Annotated in this window: 14 protein-coding genes and 2 tRNA genes; 8 read left to right on the forward strand and 8 right to left on the reverse strand. The window is 66.5% G+C overall.

What is annotated here, in order from left to right; genetic code table 11:
- Positions 1–7: 7 nt before the first annotated feature.
- The 3 genes from H1R19_RS01395 to H1R19_RS01405 are packed head-to-tail and all read right to left on the reverse strand — an operon-like array spanning position 8 to position 2914.
- Positions 8–808, reverse strand: a complete 801-nt coding sequence (locus H1R19_RS01395; RefSeq protein ID WP_188330880.1) for an ABC transporter permease subunit — start codon at positions 806–808, stop codon at positions 8–10.
- Positions 805–1782 (reverse strand): ABC transporter ATP-binding protein, encoded by a 978-nt coding sequence (locus H1R19_RS01400; RefSeq protein ID WP_188330881.1) that lies wholly within the window; start codon positions 1780–1782, stop codon positions 805–807. The genes H1R19_RS01395 and H1R19_RS01400 overlap by 4 nt, the downstream gene beginning before the upstream one ends.
- A gap of 7 nt (positions 1783–1789) precedes the next feature.
- Positions 1790–2914: a magnesium transporter CorA family protein gene (locus tag H1R19_RS01405; protein ID WP_188330882.1), complete on the reverse strand. Its 1125-nt coding sequence runs from the start codon at positions 2912–2914 to the stop codon at positions 1790–1792.
- 152 nt (positions 2915–3066) lie between these two features.
- Between H1R19_RS01405 and H1R19_RS01410 the strand changes: the two genes are divergently transcribed.
- Positions 3067–4302: a hypothetical protein gene (locus H1R19_RS01410; RefSeq protein WP_188330883.1), complete on the forward strand. Its 1236-nt coding sequence runs from the start codon at positions 3067–3069 to the stop codon at positions 4300–4302.
- Here H1R19_RS01410 and H1R19_RS01415 read toward each other — a convergent pair.
- Positions 4276–4785: an acyl-CoA thioesterase gene (locus H1R19_RS01415; RefSeq protein WP_188330884.1), complete on the reverse strand. Its 510-nt coding sequence runs from the start codon at positions 4783–4785 to the stop codon at positions 4276–4278. The two genes, H1R19_RS01410 and H1R19_RS01415, sit on opposite strands and share 27 nt — an antisense overlap.
- Positions 4786–4976: 191 nt before the next feature.
- Here H1R19_RS01415 and H1R19_RS01420 point away from each other — a divergent pair, with 191 nt between their 5' ends.
- A complete protein-coding gene (locus tag H1R19_RS01420) occupies positions 4977–5954 on the forward strand; it encodes an alpha/beta hydrolase (protein WP_188330983.1) in 978 nt (325 codons plus the stop codon).
- A gap of 91 nt (positions 5955–6045) precedes the next feature.
- On the opposite strand, the gene hisC is transcribed toward H1R19_RS01420, so the two are convergent.
- On the reverse strand, positions 6046–7113 hold the full coding sequence (gene hisC / locus H1R19_RS01425; protein ID WP_188330885.1) for a histidinol-phosphate transaminase: 1068 nt from the start codon (positions 7111–7113) through the stop codon (positions 6046–6048).
- A gap of 118 nt (positions 7114–7231) precedes the next feature.
- Between hisC and H1R19_RS01430 the strand changes: the two genes are divergently transcribed.
- Positions 7232–7324: transfer RNA gene (locus H1R19_RS01430), tRNA-Ser, on the forward strand.
- Positions 7325–7359: 35 nt separating this feature from the next.
- Positions 7360–7432: transfer RNA gene (locus H1R19_RS01435), tRNA-Arg, on the forward strand.
- A gap of 675 nt (positions 7433–8107) precedes the next feature.
- Here the strand turns inward: H1R19_RS01435 and H1R19_RS01440 are convergent.
- Both H1R19_RS01440 and fabG read right to left on the reverse strand, forming a co-directional pair.
- The gene (locus H1R19_RS01440; RefSeq protein WP_188330886.1) at positions 8108–9004 is read right to left on the reverse strand and encodes an HpcH/HpaI aldolase/citrate lyase family protein; all 897 of its coding nucleotides are present in this window, start codon (positions 9002–9004) and stop codon (positions 8108–8110) included.
- Positions 9005–9083: 79 nt separating this feature from the next.
- The gene (gene fabG / locus H1R19_RS01445) at positions 9084–9836 is read right to left on the reverse strand and encodes a 3-oxoacyl-ACP reductase FabG (protein WP_188330887.1); all 753 of its coding nucleotides are present in this window, start codon (positions 9834–9836) and stop codon (positions 9084–9086) included.
- A 176-nt stretch (positions 9837–10012) separates the two neighbouring features.
- Between fabG and H1R19_RS01450 the strand changes: the two genes are divergently transcribed.
- On the forward strand, positions 10013–11215 hold the full coding sequence (locus H1R19_RS01450; protein WP_188330888.1) for an acyl-CoA dehydrogenase family protein: 1203 nt from the start codon (positions 10013–10015) through the stop codon (positions 11213–11215).
- A 64-nt stretch (positions 11216–11279) separates the two neighbouring features.
- Complete coding sequence (locus H1R19_RS01455) at positions 11280–12470, forward strand: acyl-CoA dehydrogenase family protein (protein ID WP_188330889.1); 1191 nt, start codon at positions 11280–11282, stop codon at positions 12468–12470.
- A 115-nt stretch (positions 12471–12585) separates the two neighbouring features.
- Here the strand turns inward: H1R19_RS01455 and H1R19_RS01460 are convergent, their stop codons facing one another.
- Entirely contained in the window at positions 12586–13809 is a 1224-nt protein-coding gene (locus H1R19_RS01460; protein WP_188330890.1) for an acetyl-CoA C-acetyltransferase, read from the reverse strand.
- Between the two features lie 223 nt (positions 13810–14032).
- Here H1R19_RS01460 and H1R19_RS01465 point away from each other — a divergent pair, with 223 nt between their 5' ends.
- Positions 14033–14491, forward strand: a complete 459-nt coding sequence (locus H1R19_RS01465) for a MaoC family dehydratase (RefSeq protein ID WP_188330891.1) — start codon at positions 14033–14035, stop codon at positions 14489–14491.
- A gap of 60 nt (positions 14492–14551) precedes the next feature.
- Positions 14552–16498 (forward strand): AMP-binding protein, encoded by a 1947-nt coding sequence (locus H1R19_RS01470; protein ID WP_219850375.1) that lies wholly within the window; start codon positions 14552–14554, stop codon positions 16496–16498.
- The last annotated feature ends 2 nt before the right edge of the window (positions 16499–16500 follow it).

Here is a 16500-nt window from a genome sequence, read left to right on the forward strand (position 1 = left end):
CAGTGGATCAGGCGATGTCGCGCCGGAACGTCGTGTACCGGCCGATGACGGCGAAGGCGGCGATGTAGACCAGCATCACCACCGCGCCGGCCCACTGCGGGAGCAGGTCGCCACCGCCGTCTCCCATCGAGGCGAAGAAGCTCGACCCGATCAGGGCGTCCGCTGCCGAGCCGGGCAGGAACTTCGACACCGACGACGTGACGTCGAACGACGCCAGGGCGATGCGCGCAATGGGTTCGACGAGCTGGGTGAACGCCAGCAGGATGACAATGGCCGCAACCTGATTGGAGACCACCGCGCCGAAGGCGACACCCATCGCCGTCCACAGCACCATCACCAGCATCGACAGCACGATGACCTCGATGGTCGAGCCGTCGGTCAGGAACGCGCCGTCGCCGAGTCCGGCGAGAACCGGCGCGGCCGTGGCAACCACGGCGAGGGTGCCGAGGATGCCGTACAGCAGGCCCATCGGGATGCCGGCGATCAGCTTGGCCACCAACAGGACTCCGCGCCGTGGCTCCACCAGAAGGCTGGCGGTGATGGTCTTGTGCCGGAATTCACCGGTCACCGCGAGACTGCCGATCACCAGCGCGAAGACGTACCCGATCGGACTGGTGAGCGAGTAGATCGAGCGCGCGAGATCAGCACCGACCAGGGTGGTCGGCTGTTCCACTGAACTGTCGGCGGTCATCGAGAAGGCCAGTGCGGCACCGATGAACCCCAGGTAGGCGATCATCGCGATGAGCAGCACCCACCACATCCTGGTGGAGGTGAACTTGCGGTACTCCGCGATCAGCGCCGCCCTCACCGGCCCTCCTCCCGTGATTCGACGGCGGGGGCCGGGTCGGCCGCCGATGGCCCACCTCCGGGTGCGAGATGGCTGGTCGGTGCATCCGAGGAACTCGTGAGTCGAAGGAACACGGATTCGAGGTCGGCGCCGACGTCGGCGAGCTGATGGAGTTCGAGACCCGCGGCGAAGGCGGCGGCGCCGACGGTCGCGGCGTCGGCGTCGTGGATACGGAATCCGTCATGCGTGTCCTCCAGGCGCCAACCGCGTTCGGTTGCCAGCGCGACGAACGACGCCCGCGCGGGTGTCCGGACCTCGACGGATCGCTCGGCGAGTGCCTCGAAATCGGTCAGCGTCGACGCCCGGACCAGCTTGCCGCTGCCGATCACGACGACATCGTCGACGGTGCTGCGCACTTCGGCGAGCACGTGGCTGGACACCAGTACGGTCCGGCCCTCGTGCGCCAGCGAGCGCAACAGCCCGCGGAGCCAGACGATGCCCTGCGGGTCGAGGCCGTTGGCCGGCTCGTCGAGCAGGATGATCTGCGGGTCGCCGAGCAGTGCGGTGGCCAGTCCGAGCCGTTGACGCATCCCCATCGAGTACCCGCCGACCCGCCGGTCGGCGGCCGGGGTGAGTCCGACGAAGTCCAGCACGTCGCGGCACCGCGACGTCGGCACCCCCACTTGCGGGGCCAGTGCCTTGAGGTGACCGAGCCCGGTGCGCCCGGGGTGGAAGCTCGACGCCTCGAGCGCGGCCCCGACGTGTTGGGCGGGACGTGCGATCCGGCGGAACGGACGATCGCCGATGAGGGCGCGGCCCGCCGACGGTTCGACCAGCCCGAGCAGCATGCGCAGCGTCGTGGTCTTGCCGGAGCCGTTCGGTCCGAGGAAGCCGGTGACGCGACCGGGTGCCACCGTGAACGACAGATCGTCGACCGCGGTCACCGCACCGAAACGCTTGGTCAGTCCTTCGATCGTGATGGCCGGGGCCTGCATCGCCACCTCACAACCAGTCGCGGCGTCGGAACGAGAAGTACAGGGCCACGACCACCACGATGATCAGCAAGATGCTCATGACGAACCCCGAGGTGTTCAGATAGCCGGGGAACGGGACATTTTGGCCGTAGAAGCCGGTGATGGCGGTGGGCACGGCAATGATGGCCGCCCATGCCGTCAACTTCTTCATCACGGTGTTGAGGCGGGCGTCGGCGAGGGTCAGACTGGTCTCGAACACCGTGGTGATCATGTCCCGCAACGATTCTGTCCATTCGGACGCGCGCAGTGCGTGGTCGTAGAGGTCGGAGAAATGCGGGTCGAGCTCGGGTGGCGCATTGTTGTCGAAACGACGCCGCTGGATCCCGGCGATCACCTCGCGCATCGGCAGCACCACACGGCGCAGGATGACGAGATCCCTACGCAGATCGTAAGTTCGGCGCTGAAGGTCGCGGCCGGGGACACGTTCGTCGAACAGCAGTGCCTCGAGGTCCTCGATCTCGTCGTCGAGTCGCTGCACGGCGTCGAAATGTCCGTCGACGACGACGTCGAGCAGCCCGTGCACGAGCGCGCCCATGCCGTACTGCATCGCACCGCTGTCCGACCAGCGCCGGACCACCTCGTCCATGTCCATGAGGGAGGTCCGTCGCACTGTGATGAGTGCGTTGCGTTTTACGAAGACGGAGATGCGGTGGAGATCGAACATGCGCGCACGTCGGCCGCCCGACGCGCTGAGCCCGGTCGGCGTCGCGTCCGGATCGGGCCCGGAGTCACCGGCTGTCGAATCACCGGCTGTTGAATCACCGGCTGTAGAATCACTGTCTCCGTCGTTCAGCGCGATGGCGTAGACCATGACAAACGTGTGGCCGGCGTAGCTCACCGTCTTCACCCGCTCGGCGGCGGCGACGCTGTCCTCGATCGCGAACGGATCGAGGTCGAGTTCGGTGGCGAGGCGCGACAGCGTCTCATGGGTCGGGCACTCGAGGTCGGCCCAGATGAGGGTGCCGTCGGCGTCGAGGCAGTCCGAGATCGCCCCCAGGTCGAACCCGTCCACCGGCTCGCCGTCCCGCCATATCTGACCTCGGACGCGCTCGACGCCGCACGGTTCCGTGGTCTCCGAGAGGGACTCTGTCATGAGCACATCGTGACACCGCAGACGCGATCCGGTGGTCCGACAGGCAGAGGTGACCGTGACCACCCGAGCGGGTCGCCGGGCGCGGGTAGCATCGATGCCGGTGTCTGTGGTTCGGCGCGGATGCCGGTTCTCCCAGGTTAAGGCGGCGTGGCATGGTCGACAGCAGCTCCAGAGGGCATCGGGTGATGCCGGCCCGCACGAGCGAGCAGATCCGTGAGTGGTGCGACCGCTCCGTGGTACCGGGTGAGCGGCGTGAACTGTCCGACACCGCCGCGCTTCTCATCGCCGCCGGCTACCTCACCCCGGGCGGGCGTGCGATCGTGGTCCGACGGATCTCGACGGGCCGTCCGATGCCGTCGATGCCCGCCGGATTCGGCGATCTGCGCCGCCTGCAGCGCGCCATCGTCCAGCTCGAACATCAGCTGTCGAACCCGGTGGTACCGAGTGTGGTGGGTGCGGTGATGCGCAACCGGCTCAACGGGCTCCAGCGTCGCCGGGAGGACGCGCGCAAACAGGTCGTGACCGCCAAGGGGGTCTTCGCGTCGGGTACCCGCGCGATTCGTCGCGAACGTCGCGAGAACGTCTACCTCGAAATCGAGGAGCGGGACCGGTTGTTCTCGGGCCTGCTGTGCACGCCGACCCCCAACGTCAACGCGTCGAGCTATGTTCGACGCGCCGGCACCGCCGCGTTCGACCGGATAGCCGGCGTCGTCGGGCAGGTCGCCTCGAAATCGGGCAATACGCAGGCCGGGCAGTGGGCGGATCAGTTCCTGTCCGCCGGTGTCCGCGAACCCCAGGCGGGTGCGCCGCGTGCGGCGGTCTTCGTCGACGGTTACGAGACCCTGCTGTTCATCGCGGGCCACTACTACGACCGCATCCTCAACAATCCGGCGTGGCGTTCGGACCATTTCGAGGTCCAGCGCACCCAGGTGAACCTGCATGCCGAACTCGCCGAGATCGCGGCCGACGTCATCGGCCTGCGCGCCGTCCGGATCGACCTCGACCGTGCGAAACGCAACGGGGGCTTCGACCGCACCTTCGCGGCTCAGATCGACCAGCGTGAGACGACGCTGCGTCCGGTGTGGACCGAGCTCATCGACCGGGTACAGGCGCTCGGCGAGGTCGCGCACGTGGTCGAATCGGCTGCCGTCGAACTGCAGATCCTCGCCGAGTACAACAAGGCCTCAACCCTCGACGACCGCATCGACGCCCTGATCGCGCGGTCGGGAGACCGGGAGATCTCGGTCGACAACGCCAAACGCCTCACCGAGCAGGTCCGCAGCGGTGAGGAGCAGCTCAGGATCTACCGGGATGTGTTGCAGGGCAACATCGCCCGGATCTCGCCCGCGGTGCCGCGCGAACTACCGGCCCGGTACGAGCCGTCGTGACCACGCGGTGAGATAACTCTTCTCCCCGGGCGTGAGTCGCCTCAAGGTGTGCTTCTCGATGTCGACGACGGCCATCTGGGTGCTCGCCACGCAGGCCGGGCGGTCGGCCGGCGCGGCGTCGGCGCCGCGGATCTCGTACCCGATGGTGAAGTCCACTGAACGAAATGTCTTGATCCACATGCCGATTCGCAGTGGCGAGTCGTCGTGGCGAAGTTGGGCCTGGTAACGGATGTCGACGTGGACGATCATCGCGCTGGTGATGAGCGGGGCGTAGTCCTCGCCCGCGCTGAGAAGCCACTCGATGCGAGCCTCCTCCATCAGCGTCACCATCCGGGCGTGATTGATGTGGCCGAAGGCGTCCATGTCCGACCACCGGACCCCGACCTCGGCGACGAAGGCGAATTCCCCGGGGCCCAGTCCGTCTGTGTCGGGTCCGTCGTGTGTATCGAGGTCTGCAGGCTGAGCGGGCGGTGAGTTCTGCATCGTGGACTTTCGCTCGGGGACAGCGACCCGACGGTGAGTGGTCGTTGTTGTGACCCTCACACTTCGGTGGGTGACAGGTAGTCTGACAGTCTAGGTGTCCGGCTCGCCGAACCCGTCGGCCGACGCGGACACAGCGGGGTGAGATGACTTCCGGTGCGGTCGGGGTGCTGCCGGGTGAGGGAGTTGGCCAGATGTCGAGTCGGTTACTTGCGGGCTTGGTGTGTCTGCTGGTCACGGCTGTGCTGTCACCGGCCGTCGCGCAGGCCGCTCCCAGTCCGGCCGCACGGATCGCGAAGACGGTCAAACAGAGCGCCCTGCGCACCGACGTCTGGGTCCAGTCGCCGTCGATGGGCCAGCGCATCAAACTGTCGGTCCTCAGCCCGGCCGGGTCGTCGACACCGCGGTCCACGGTCTACATGCTCGACGGCGCCGGCAACGAAGGCGACGTCAGCGACTGGATCACCAAAGGTCGCGCGGGCGCCTTCTTCGCCGGCAAGAACGTCAACGTGGTGCTGCCGGCGGGCGGCAAGGGCACCTTCTACACCGATTGGCAGAAGAAGGACGCCGCGCTCGGCAAGCCGATGTGGGAGACCTTCCTGACCAGGGAACTGCCGCCGCTGATCAACAGCAGATTCGACGGTAACGGCAAGAACGCCGTCATCGGGCTGTCGATGGGTGGGCAGGCCGCTTTCGCGCTGGCCATCCGCCACCCGGAGATGTACACGGGCGTCGCCTCGCTCAGCGGTTGCCCACCGGTGTCCGGTCCGCTCAACGAGGCCTATGTGCGCACCACGGTCGGCCGCGACGGCGGCGACGCCACCAACATGTGGGGGCCCTTCGGTTCCGCAGGCTGGCGCGCCCACGACCCGAGCCTGCACCTGGACAAGCTGCGCGGCAAGAACCTCTTCATCTCGGCGGGTTCGGGTGCGGTCGGCCCTCTCGACCTCCAGCGCCGGATCGAGCCGGAGGAAGGTCCCCGCGAGGTGGTGACGGCGTCATCGTCGGCGCTGGAACTCGGTGCCTACCGCTGCTCACTCGAGTTCGCCATCACCATGCGGGCCGCACGCGTGCCGTACACCGACGGCTTCCGACTCATCGGCACCCACACCTGGGCCTACTGGGAACGCGATCTGGAAGTGCTCTGGCCGGTCCTCGAGCGGGGACTGTAACCGGAATTCCCGCCGGGCAACCCCGCCGGCCGAGTAGGCCCGAGGGGCTACCCGAGGGCCGCGATCGAGGCCCCTGGTGACCCGACGCCGCTCAACCGCGCGAACCGTCCCAGCTCTCGGCGAAACGCAGGAAGGCGTCGTCTTCGTCGGAGTTGGTGACGGTGACTCGTACACCGTCACCGGCGAACGGCCGCACGACCACGCCGGCGTCGACGCAGGCCCGCGCGAAGTCCATGCTCGACGCGCCGAGGTCGAGCCAGACGAAGTTCGCTTGTGAGTCGGGTACGCGGTACCCCGCGGCGCGTAGCCGCTCGGTGACGCGGGCGCGTTCGGCGACCACCGCGTCGGTGCGCGCCAGGAGTTCGTCCCCGGCGTCGAGGCTGGCGACCGCGGCGGCCTGGGCGACGCTGCTCACCGAGAACGGCACATGCACCTTGCCGAGCGCGGTGATGATCTCAGGGTCGGCGACGGCGTAGCCGATGCGGAGACCGGCGAGGCCGTACGCCTTGGAGAAGGTCCGCAGGATCACGAGGTTCGGGAACTCACGACGCAGCTGAAGCGCGTCGTAGGCCTGGGGCGCGGGCAGACGCTGGTACTCGAAGTACGCCTCGTCGAGCGCGACGATGACGTCCGACGGCACCCGGGTGAGGAACTCGTGGAGGTCGGCGGCCTCCACGACGGTTCCGGTCGGATTGTTCGGGTTGCAGACGAAGATCAGGCGGGTGCGGTCGGTGACGGCGGCGGCCATGGCGCGCAGATCGTGGGTGAGGTCGCCGGTCAGCGGCACCTGGACCGGTGTCGCGCCGGCGACGCGCGTCGCGAGCGGATAGGTCTCGAAGGATCGCCAGCCGAACACGACCTCGTCGCCCCGGCCGCTGGTGATGAGGATCAGGTTCTGGCAGAGGATCACCGACCCGCAGCCCACCTGGATCTCGTCCTCGGTGACGCCGAGTCGTTTGGCGAGCGAGGCGGTCAGCTCGACCATCCCGTTGTCGGGATAGCGGTTGGCTCCGGCCGCGGCGGCGGTGATCGCGTCGATGACGCTGGGCAGCGGGCCGTCGGTGACCTCGTTGCTGGCCAGCTTGACCGCACCCGGAAACGTCTTGCCCGGTACGTACACGGGGAGGTCGTCGAGATCGGGGCGGATTCGCAAGCTCACCAGACCAATGTAGGCGTACCCCTCGAACGGGCAAAAAGTGGCTCTGACCAAACGGTTTGCTTGTTCGAGCGCAGGGTGTGTAACCTTTCGTCCGGCAGTTCGAAAGGACTCCGCCACAGGAGGCGTGCCAGAGCGGCCGAATGGGACTCACTGCTAATGAGTTGTTCCGCTTAAAACGGAACCGGAGGTTCAAATCCTCTCGCCTCCGCCACCGCGGTCGGCGACGGCGGTACAACTGAATAGCACGCGCCCGTAGCTCAACGGATAGAGCATCTGACTACGGATCAGAAGGTTAGGGGTTCGAATCCCTTCGGGCGCACTCTGAGAACGCCAGGTGAGATCGCATTTCGCCTGGCGTTTTCTCTATGCCTGTGATCCTGAAGTGAGACATCGGCTCCATCGGTCGCTCCGGGAACCGGGAAGTGGCAGGGGATCGTGTGTCAATTGCCTCGGCGGGATTGGACTTCCTGCGCAGGCGCTCGTCTACCGACTCAGCTACGTCCACGTCCACGGCGCCCGCGGCGTCCTTCCGGTCGGCGGCGGGCATCAGGGGTTGCGCATTGCGCATCACCCGGTGCGAGCTGGCGGTGGCGCGTCTGCTCAGCGACATCGGGGACCGCCGGGAGTTCGACCGGTACTATTCCTCGGACGTTCGAGCTGCAGGACTGACGTGCTGCTCGAACTCGTCGACTTACGCCGCGGCGACGCCGATCGGTACTCCGGTGCCGCCGTAACTGGATGAACAGAGGCCGGTGGTACTGCTCGCTCTCCGGGTGGTCGAACGGCTCCCAGCCGGGCGACGCCCAGATCCGTACGCCTCCTCCGAGTACTCGAACGCGGTGTGAACCAGCACCTATGGTGCGTCGGCGGTGTGCATAGCTGTGAAAATAGCGGCAGCGCAACGGATTCAGATCAGAAGTTGCGTACGCCCGCGTCACGCGAAACGCCCTCCACCGATCACGGTGGAGGGCGTTCGGACGTGCCGGCCCGGCGGTCAGGCCGGAGAGTTGCTGAACTCGGCGGCGTAGGCGAGTACCTCACGAGCGGTCTTGATGTGCGCGTAGTCGACGTGCATGCCCTCGTAGGTGACCGCTGCGCGGCCGTCGGCGACCGCGGCGTCGAACGCCTCGATCATGCCCTTGTAGAAGGATATCTCGAACTCCGACGGGCTGAAGACCTCGTTGGCCAGCGCGATGTGCGACGGGTGGATGAGGACCTGGCCGCGGAACCCGATCTCCCGGTTCTGTTCGGAGAAGGCGCGGGCTCCGTCGGGGTCCTGCAGGTCCTGCCAGACACCGACGAGCGGATGCGTGAGGCCGTTCGACCGAGCTGCCAGGAGTGCTCGGCTGCGTAGGTAGAGGGTCTCGTGGCCGTTGGGGGTGAAGGTGAAGCCGAGCGAGCGGGAGACGTCCGCGTCGCGTGCGGTGCCGGCCATGAGCGTGGCCACCCGGGGTGATGCAGTGGCGATCTGTTCGCAGGTCGCATACGACTCAGCCGTTTCGAGCGAGCAGATCAGCTCGATCGTGCCCGGCTCCACGCCGTTGTGTCGTTCGAAGTGGCTGACCAGGGCGTCGACCTTCACAACATCGTTCGCCCCGAACAACTTCGGCAGGAACAGGCCGTCCAGGCCGGGTACCGCGACGGCGGCGATGTCATCACCGGTGACGCCGGTGTCCAGCGCATTGACCCGTACGTACAGCCCCACGTCGGAACCGGTCGCGCGGACACGGGCGATGGTGTCGGCGGCGCGGGCGCGGCCCTCGTCTTTCAGGTGATCGGGCACGGAATCCTCGAGATCGAGGATCAGGCCGTCGGCGCCGGCGGCGATCGCCTTCTCGGCCCATCCCTCGCGGTGGGCGGGAACGAAAAGCAGTGAGCGGAGTGCCTTCATGGTCACTCTCCCTTCGGTAGGCGTCAGTGAATTGATCAGAACGTGACGTGATCTGGATGTTTCAGCGGCACTGCGTGGCTCACATGAAACGTCCGCCGGTGACCTCGAGTACGGCCCCGGTCATGTACGCGGACATGTCCGAGGCGAGGAACAGTGCCACCGAGGCGATCTCCTCGACCTCGCCGGCCCGGGCCATCGGGATCTCGCTCATCTTCTGCTCCCAGGCCTTCTGGGGCATGGCCTCGGTCATCGCGGATCGGACGAGGCCGGGCTGGATGGCGTTCACGCGAACCCCGTGGTGTGCCATCTCTTTCGCTGCGGCCTTGGTGAGGCCGACGATTCCGGCCTTGGCCGCCGAGTAGTTTGTCTGGCCGACCATCCCCACCTTTCCGGACAGGGATGAGATGTTGACGATCGCGCCGCGCTTGGCTTGTCGCATGATCGCCGATGCCTTGCGTGTGCCGTTCCATGTGCCCTTGAGATGGACGCCGATCACCAGGTCGAAATCGGCTTCGGTCATGGTGCGCATGGTGGCGTCGCGGGTGATGCCGGCATTGTTCACGACCACATCGAGCGATCCGGTCCACGAGACGGTCTCGGACAGCAGGTTGTCCCAGTCGTCGCTGTCCACCACGTTGGCTCCGACCGCACGGGCCACATCACGCCCGCCCAGCTTCTCTGCTGCGGCGACCGCCGCGTCGACGTCCAGGTCGCCGATGACGACGCGGGCGCCCGCGTCCACGAATGTCTGGGCGATGGCGAATCCGATTCCTTGTGCGGCGCCGGTGATGACCGCGGTGCGGTTCTCCAGCGACGCGGGTGCGTGGGGCATGAAGGTCCTTCCGGTGATGCCGATGACGCAATCGCGGCGCATCGATGAGGTGGTACCAGCGAGTGAAGCATGTAGAATATATCATCGGTAATGTCCGATACGGTACCTTGTCGCTCCCGCCATGCATGACCGGAGTCGACATGGACGTCCAGCCGACCGTTTCTGAAAGTGACACCATGACTATTGCTCCCACCCCGAATGCCCCTCAGGTCGACGACGACGACTTCCGGGCCATGCTCGCGCAGACTCGGTCGTTCGTCCGCACCGTGGTCGTACCGCGGGAGCAGGAGATCGCCGACACCAACGCGGTTCCCGACGACATCCGCCAGGCGGCCAAGGACATGGGTCTCTTCGGCTACGCCATTCCCCAGGAGTGGGGCGGCCTCGGCCTGAACCTCGCGCAGGACGCGGAGCTTGCGATGGAGCTCGGCTACACCACCCTGGCCCTGCGCTCGATGTTCGGAACCAACAACGGCATCGCCGGCCAGGTGCTGGTCAACTTCGGCACCGACGAGCAGAAAGAGCGCTGGCTCGAGGGGATCGCCTCCGGCGCGGTGGTCGCGTCGTTCGCGCTCACCGAACCCGGCGCGGGGTCGAATCCCTCGGGGCTGCGGACCAAGGCCGTGCGCGATGGTGACGCGTGGGTGATCAGCGGGGAGAAGCGCTTCATCACCAATGCCCCGCTCGCGGATTTGTTCGTCGTGTTCGCCCGCACCCGCCCCGCGGACGAGAAGGGTACCGGCATCGCGGTGTTCCTCGTCCCTGCCGACACCGACGGTGTCAGCGTCGCCGGCAAAGACGCCAAGATGGGGCAGGAGGGTGCATGGACCGCGGATGTGCACTTCAACGACGTACGGGTGCCCGCGACTGCCCTCGTCGGCGGTAGCGAGGACGTCGGATACAAGGCCGCGATGACCTCATTGGCCCGCGGGAGGGTACACATCGCCGCGCTGTCGGTCGGTCAGGCCCAACGTGCCCTCGACGAGTCCGTCGCCTACGCGGCGACCGCGACACAGGGCGGAGTCCCGATCGGCGACTTCCAGCTCATCCAGGCGATGCTCGCCGACCAGCAGACCGGAGTGATGGCCGGTCGGGCTCTCGTGCGCGACGCCGCTCGCGCGTGGGTCGACGAGACCGACCGTCGGGTCGCGCCATCCGTGGCAAAGCTGTACTGCACCGAGATGGTCGGCAACGTGGCCGATCTCGCGGTCCAGATCCACGGCGGCACCGGCTATATGCGTGAGGTTCCGGTCGAACGGATCTACCGCGACGTGCGTCTGCTGCGCCTTTACGAGGGCACCAGCGAGATCCAACGGCTCATCATCGGTGGCGGATTGGTCAAACAGGCGCAACGCGCCGCAGGCTCGGCCACTCGATGAGCTCACCCGAACGGTCCTGAGACCTTTCGTCCCGACAAGCCCCACGACCCACTGGAGGACCTGCGTGACCCGCCTCGCCCAAACCCTCGGTCTCACCGAGTTCCAATCCGACATCCTCGACAACGTCCGAACCTTCGTGGACCGGGAGGTCATTCCGAACGCGCAAGCACTCGAGCACTCGGACACCTACCCCCAGGCGATCGTCGACAAGATGCGCGACATGGGGCTGTTCGGCCTGATGATCCCCGAGGAGTACGGCGGCCTGGGGGAGTCGCTCCTCACCTATGCGTTGTGTGTCGAGGAGCTCGCTCGCGGCTGGATGAGTGTCTCCGGTGTGATCAACACCCACTTCATCGTCGCCTACATGATCCGCCAGCACGGCACCGAAGAACAGAAGCAGTACTATCTGCCGAGGATGGCGACCGGCGAGGTCCGCGGCGCCTTCTCGATGTCCGAACCCGAACTCGGCTCGGACGTCGCCGCGATCCGCACCAAGGCGAAGCGGGAGGGCGACGGCTACGTCATCAACGGCCAGAAGATGTGGCTCACGAACGGCGGTAGTTCCACCCTCGTCGCCGCGTTGGTCCGCACCGACGAGGGTGCCGACAAGCCGCACAAGAATCTCACCACGTTCCTCGTGGAGAAGCCGGCCGGGTTCGGCGAGGTCGTTCCCGGGGTGACGATCCCGGGCAAGCTGGACAAGATGGGCTACAAGGGGATCGACACCACCGAGCTGATCTTCGAGAACTACCGGACCTCGGCCGACACGGTCCTCGGCGGGGTGCCCGGGCGCGGGTTCTTCCAGATGATGGACGGTGTCGAGGTCGGTCGCGTCAACGTGTCCGCCCGCGCGTGCGGCGTCGCGATTCGTTCCTTCGAACTAGCAGCGCGTTACGCCCAGCAGCGGTTCACCTTCGGCAAGCCGATCGCCGAGCACCAGGCGATTGCGTTCTCGCTCGCTGAGATGGCGACCAAGGTCGAAGCCGCGCACCTGATGATGGTCAACGCCGCCCGACTGAAGGACTCCGGGGAGCGCAACGACGTCGCGGCCGGGATGGCCAAGTACTTGTGCAGTGAGTACTGCGCGGAGGTCACTCAGGCGAGCTTCCGCATACACGGCGGCTACGGCTACTCCAAGGAGTACGAGATCGAACGACTCATGCGCGAGGCGCCGTTCCTGCTCATCGGTGAGGGCACCAGTGAGATCCAGAAGACGATCATCGGCAAGGGTGTGATGCGCGAGTATCGGATCTGACCGGCAGATGAGACGCCGCACCGTCGAGCTCTGCTCGACGGTGCGGCGTGTTCATGAGCGGGCGAGGAGCTCCCGAACAACCTGCGCCGTAAGGGGAGTTCTCACGTAGGGGATCTCACATGCGGAGGTTCTCGAAGATTGCCGCGATGCCCTGACCGCCGCCGATGCACATCGTCTCGATGCCGTGGCGGGCCTGCCGGCGCTCGAGTTCGCGGAGGAGATTGGCCAGGATGCGTCCGCCGGTGGCGCCGACCGGGTGGCCGAGCGAGATTCCCGAACCGTTGACGTTGAAGCGCTCCTGCATGTCGGTTGCGCCGAACTTCCACTCACGTGCGCAGGCCAGAACCTGGGCGGCGAAGGCTTCGTTGACCTCCACGAGGTCGATGTCGTCGAGCGTGAGAGTGGTTCTGGCGAGTGCCTTCGCGACGGCCGGCACCGGCCCGATCCCCATCCGGTGCGGTTCCACACCGGCGACCGCCCAGCTCACCAGCCGCGCGAAGGGCTGCAGTCCGAGATGTTCTGCCTTCTCCCTGGTGGTGACGATGACTGCCGCGGCGGCATCGTTCTGACCGCAGGCGTTGCCCGCCGTGACGGTGGCCTCGGGGTCGACCTTCGCGCGGATGGGACGCAGGGCGGACAGCGATTCCGCGGTCACGTCGTGCCGTGGGTGCTCATCGGAACGTACTTCGACGCCAGGTTTTCCGCGCTTTCCCGGTACGGCCACGGGGATCATCTCGGCGTCGAACAGGTTGGCATTCTGCGCTCGGATCGCACGCGCGTGCGACTCTGCGGCGTAGAGGTCCTGCTCTTCGCGGCTGATGGAGTACTCGCGGCGCAGGTTCTCGGCGGTCTCGATCATGCCGCCCTCCACCGGGTAGTTGGCACCACCGGAGTTGGTGCGCGGCTTGGCAAGTCGGTCGTGGAACTCCACGGTGGCACTCTTGGCTCCCCACCGCATGCCGGTTGAATAGAACTCGGTCTGGCTCATCGACTCGGCGCCGCCGGCGATGATGAGGTCACTCATTCCGGTCTGGATCTGCATCGCCCCATAGATCACGGCCTGGAGGCCGGACCCGCACCGGCGATCGAGCTGGATGCCCGGGACGGTGACGTCGAGTCCCGCGTCCAGGGCGGCAACGCGACCGATCGCGGCCGCCTCGCCGTTGGCGTAGCCCTGGCCGAACACCACGTCGTCGATATCGCTGGAGGTCAACGATGTTCGGGCGAGCAGGCCTTTGAGCACCGTCGCCGCGAGGGTGGTCACGGGGACGTCGCGGAATGCTCCGCCGAATGCTCCAACAGGGGTACGGACGGGTTCGCAGAGAACTGCTTCACGCATCGTGGCAGATCCTTTCCGCGCCAACGGCGCGTTGTTCCGTAACAGGGACCGGGAGGTGTCGGGACCCTTGCGGATATTATGCATTATTGTTGAAGAGGGCGGCTGCCTCGAGCATCTCGAACATGATGCTTGCACATAATATATTGTGCAGCTATTGTGTGATCCAGCTCGCTTGTCCACCCGGGGCTTCCCCGGGTCTCTCCGTCACGAAAGGTCCAGTCAGATGCCGGGTATGTACTTCGAGGAATTCGCGCCGGGAATGGTCATCGATCACGAGGTGCGCCGCACGGTCACCGAGGCGGACAACATTCTGTTCAGCACCATGACCCTGAACATGGCGCCGCTGCACCTCGACGCCGAGTACAGCGCGGGTTCGATCCACGGCCAGCGACTCGTGAACAGCCTGTTCCTCCTGGGTCTGGTGTCGGGGATCTCCATGCAGAACACCACGTTCGGCACCACCCTGGGCAATCTGGGGTTCGACTCGGTGAAGTTCCCCAAGCCGACCTTCCACGGAGACACGATCCGTGTGCAGACCGAGATCGTTGCCGCGCGGGAGTCCAAGAGCCGCAATGATTCCGGGATCGTGACCTTCCGTCACCTGGGCATCAACCAGCGCGACGAGGTCGTGTGCGACGCGGTCCGCGTCGGTCTGATGCTCAAGAAGACCGACGACGCCTGACGTAGGCGGTGCACGAGCGGATATCGGGACGATCAGATATCAGGACGAGGAGAGCGCGCAATGGGTGAGGCCCACGGACATGACGAGATGGCGTGGATCCCGTCTGAATCGGTGCGGGAGCGGTCGAGACTGCTCGCGGCGATGCGGCGATGGGGATTCGGTCAGGACACGTCGGCCTTGCTGGATCTCAACCGGCGCGCGGTTGCCGATCCCGAATGGTTCTGGCGCGAAGCCGCCGCCGACCTTGGGGTCGACTTCCGCTCGCCGTACCAACAGGTACTCGACGAGTCGGACGGGAAACAGTTCCCGAACTGGTTCACCGGCGGTCGGATCAACGTGGCAGAGCTGGCCGCGCTCCGCCACGGGAGGGGGGACCTGGCCGGCAAGACAGCCGTCGTCTACGAAGCCGATTCCGGGCTGCGGCGCGCCCTGACCTACGGCGAGTTGGCAGATGAGGTACAGCGATTCGCCGCTCAACTCGTCGAGCTGGGTGTGCGTCGAGGCGACCGCGTGGTCCTGTTCATGCCGGTGGTGCCGGAATCGGTGGTGGCGTTTCTCGCCATCGCGATGATCGGCGCCGTGTCGGTTCCGACGTTCAGCGGTTACGCGCCGGATGCGCTCGCGACCCGCCTGCAGGATTCCGAGGCAGTGCTGCTGGTCACAGCCGACGGGACGACTCGGCGCGGCAACACCGTGGACATGAAGAGTGTCGCCGACGAGGCGGTCACCCGGTCGCCCTCCGTCCGGTCGGTGATCGTGATCAGGCACCTCGGTACGCCGGTGCCGATGCAGCCCGGTCGCGACATCTACTACGACGAGTTGCCCCCGGCTCCGACAGCGGTCCCGACCGTCGACACCGAGTCCAACGAACCGTTGACGATCGTGTACACCTCGGGCACCACCGGTCGCCCCAAGGGAATCGTGCACTCGCACGGTGGATTCGCGGTGAAGACCGCAGTCGACTTCGGATACGCGTTCGACGTCCACGCCGAAGACGTCGTGGGGTGGATCACCGATCTGGGGTGGCTCGTGGGACCGATGCTCATGACGGGGCCGCTGCAACTCGGCGCGACGATCGTGATGATCGAGGGGCTGCCCACTCACCCGACGCCGACTCGCATGTGGGACATCGTGGTCCGCAACCAGGTGACCGTGCAGGGCATCGCGCCGACCGGTGCGCGTGCGCTCAAGGCAGGCGGTGGCCTGCCGCCGCAGATGCCGAGTCTGCGATCGTTCGTGTCCACCGGTGAGGCATGGGACGAGCCCACGTGGTGGTGGCTCTTCGACGAGGTCGGAGGCCGGACCCGGCCCATCGTCAACTACAGCGGCGGGACCGAGGTCGGCGGTGGGATCGTCGTCGGCTATCCCTTCCTGCCGGCAGCCCCCGCGGCGTTCTCGGGCCCGTTGCCCGGTGTGGATGCGACGGTCCTCGACGAGACCGGGAAGCCGGTGACCCAGGCGATCGGCGAGCTTGCGGTTCGCAACACGTTCCCCGGCATGACGCATGCGTTCTGGCAGGACCGGGACCGGTACCTGGAGACTTATTGGGGTACGTGGGAGGGCATCTGGGTGCACGGTGACCTCGCCAGCGTCGACTCCGCCGGAATGTGGCGGATTCACGGAAGGTCCGACGACACACTCAAATTGTCCGGGCGACGGGTGGGTCCCGCCGAGATCGAGGCTGCCATTCTCCGAGACGAGCGCATCGCCGAAGTGGCCGTCATCGGGGTCCCGGACGAGGCGCGCGGACAACGCGCGGTGGCCTTCGCGGTGCTGCGCGGCGACGAAGCCGACCACGACGATCTGGCGGCCACCGCGGTCACGAACGCCGGAAAGTCTTTTGCCCCAGAGCTGTACGTAGTGCCGACGTTGCCGAAGACGAAGAACGGCAAGATCATGCGCCGCGCGATCCGGTCGCGGTTCATGGGGGTGCAGACCGGTGACATGTCATCGCTCGACCCGGCGACGCCGTTGGAAGACATCCCCGTGTACGCGGGCAAAGAGTAGGA

This window comes from Gordonia jinghuaiqii, assembly GCF_014041935.1.
Lineage (GTDB): Bacteria > Actinomycetota > Actinomycetes > Mycobacteriales > Mycobacteriaceae > Gordonia > Gordonia jinghuaiqii.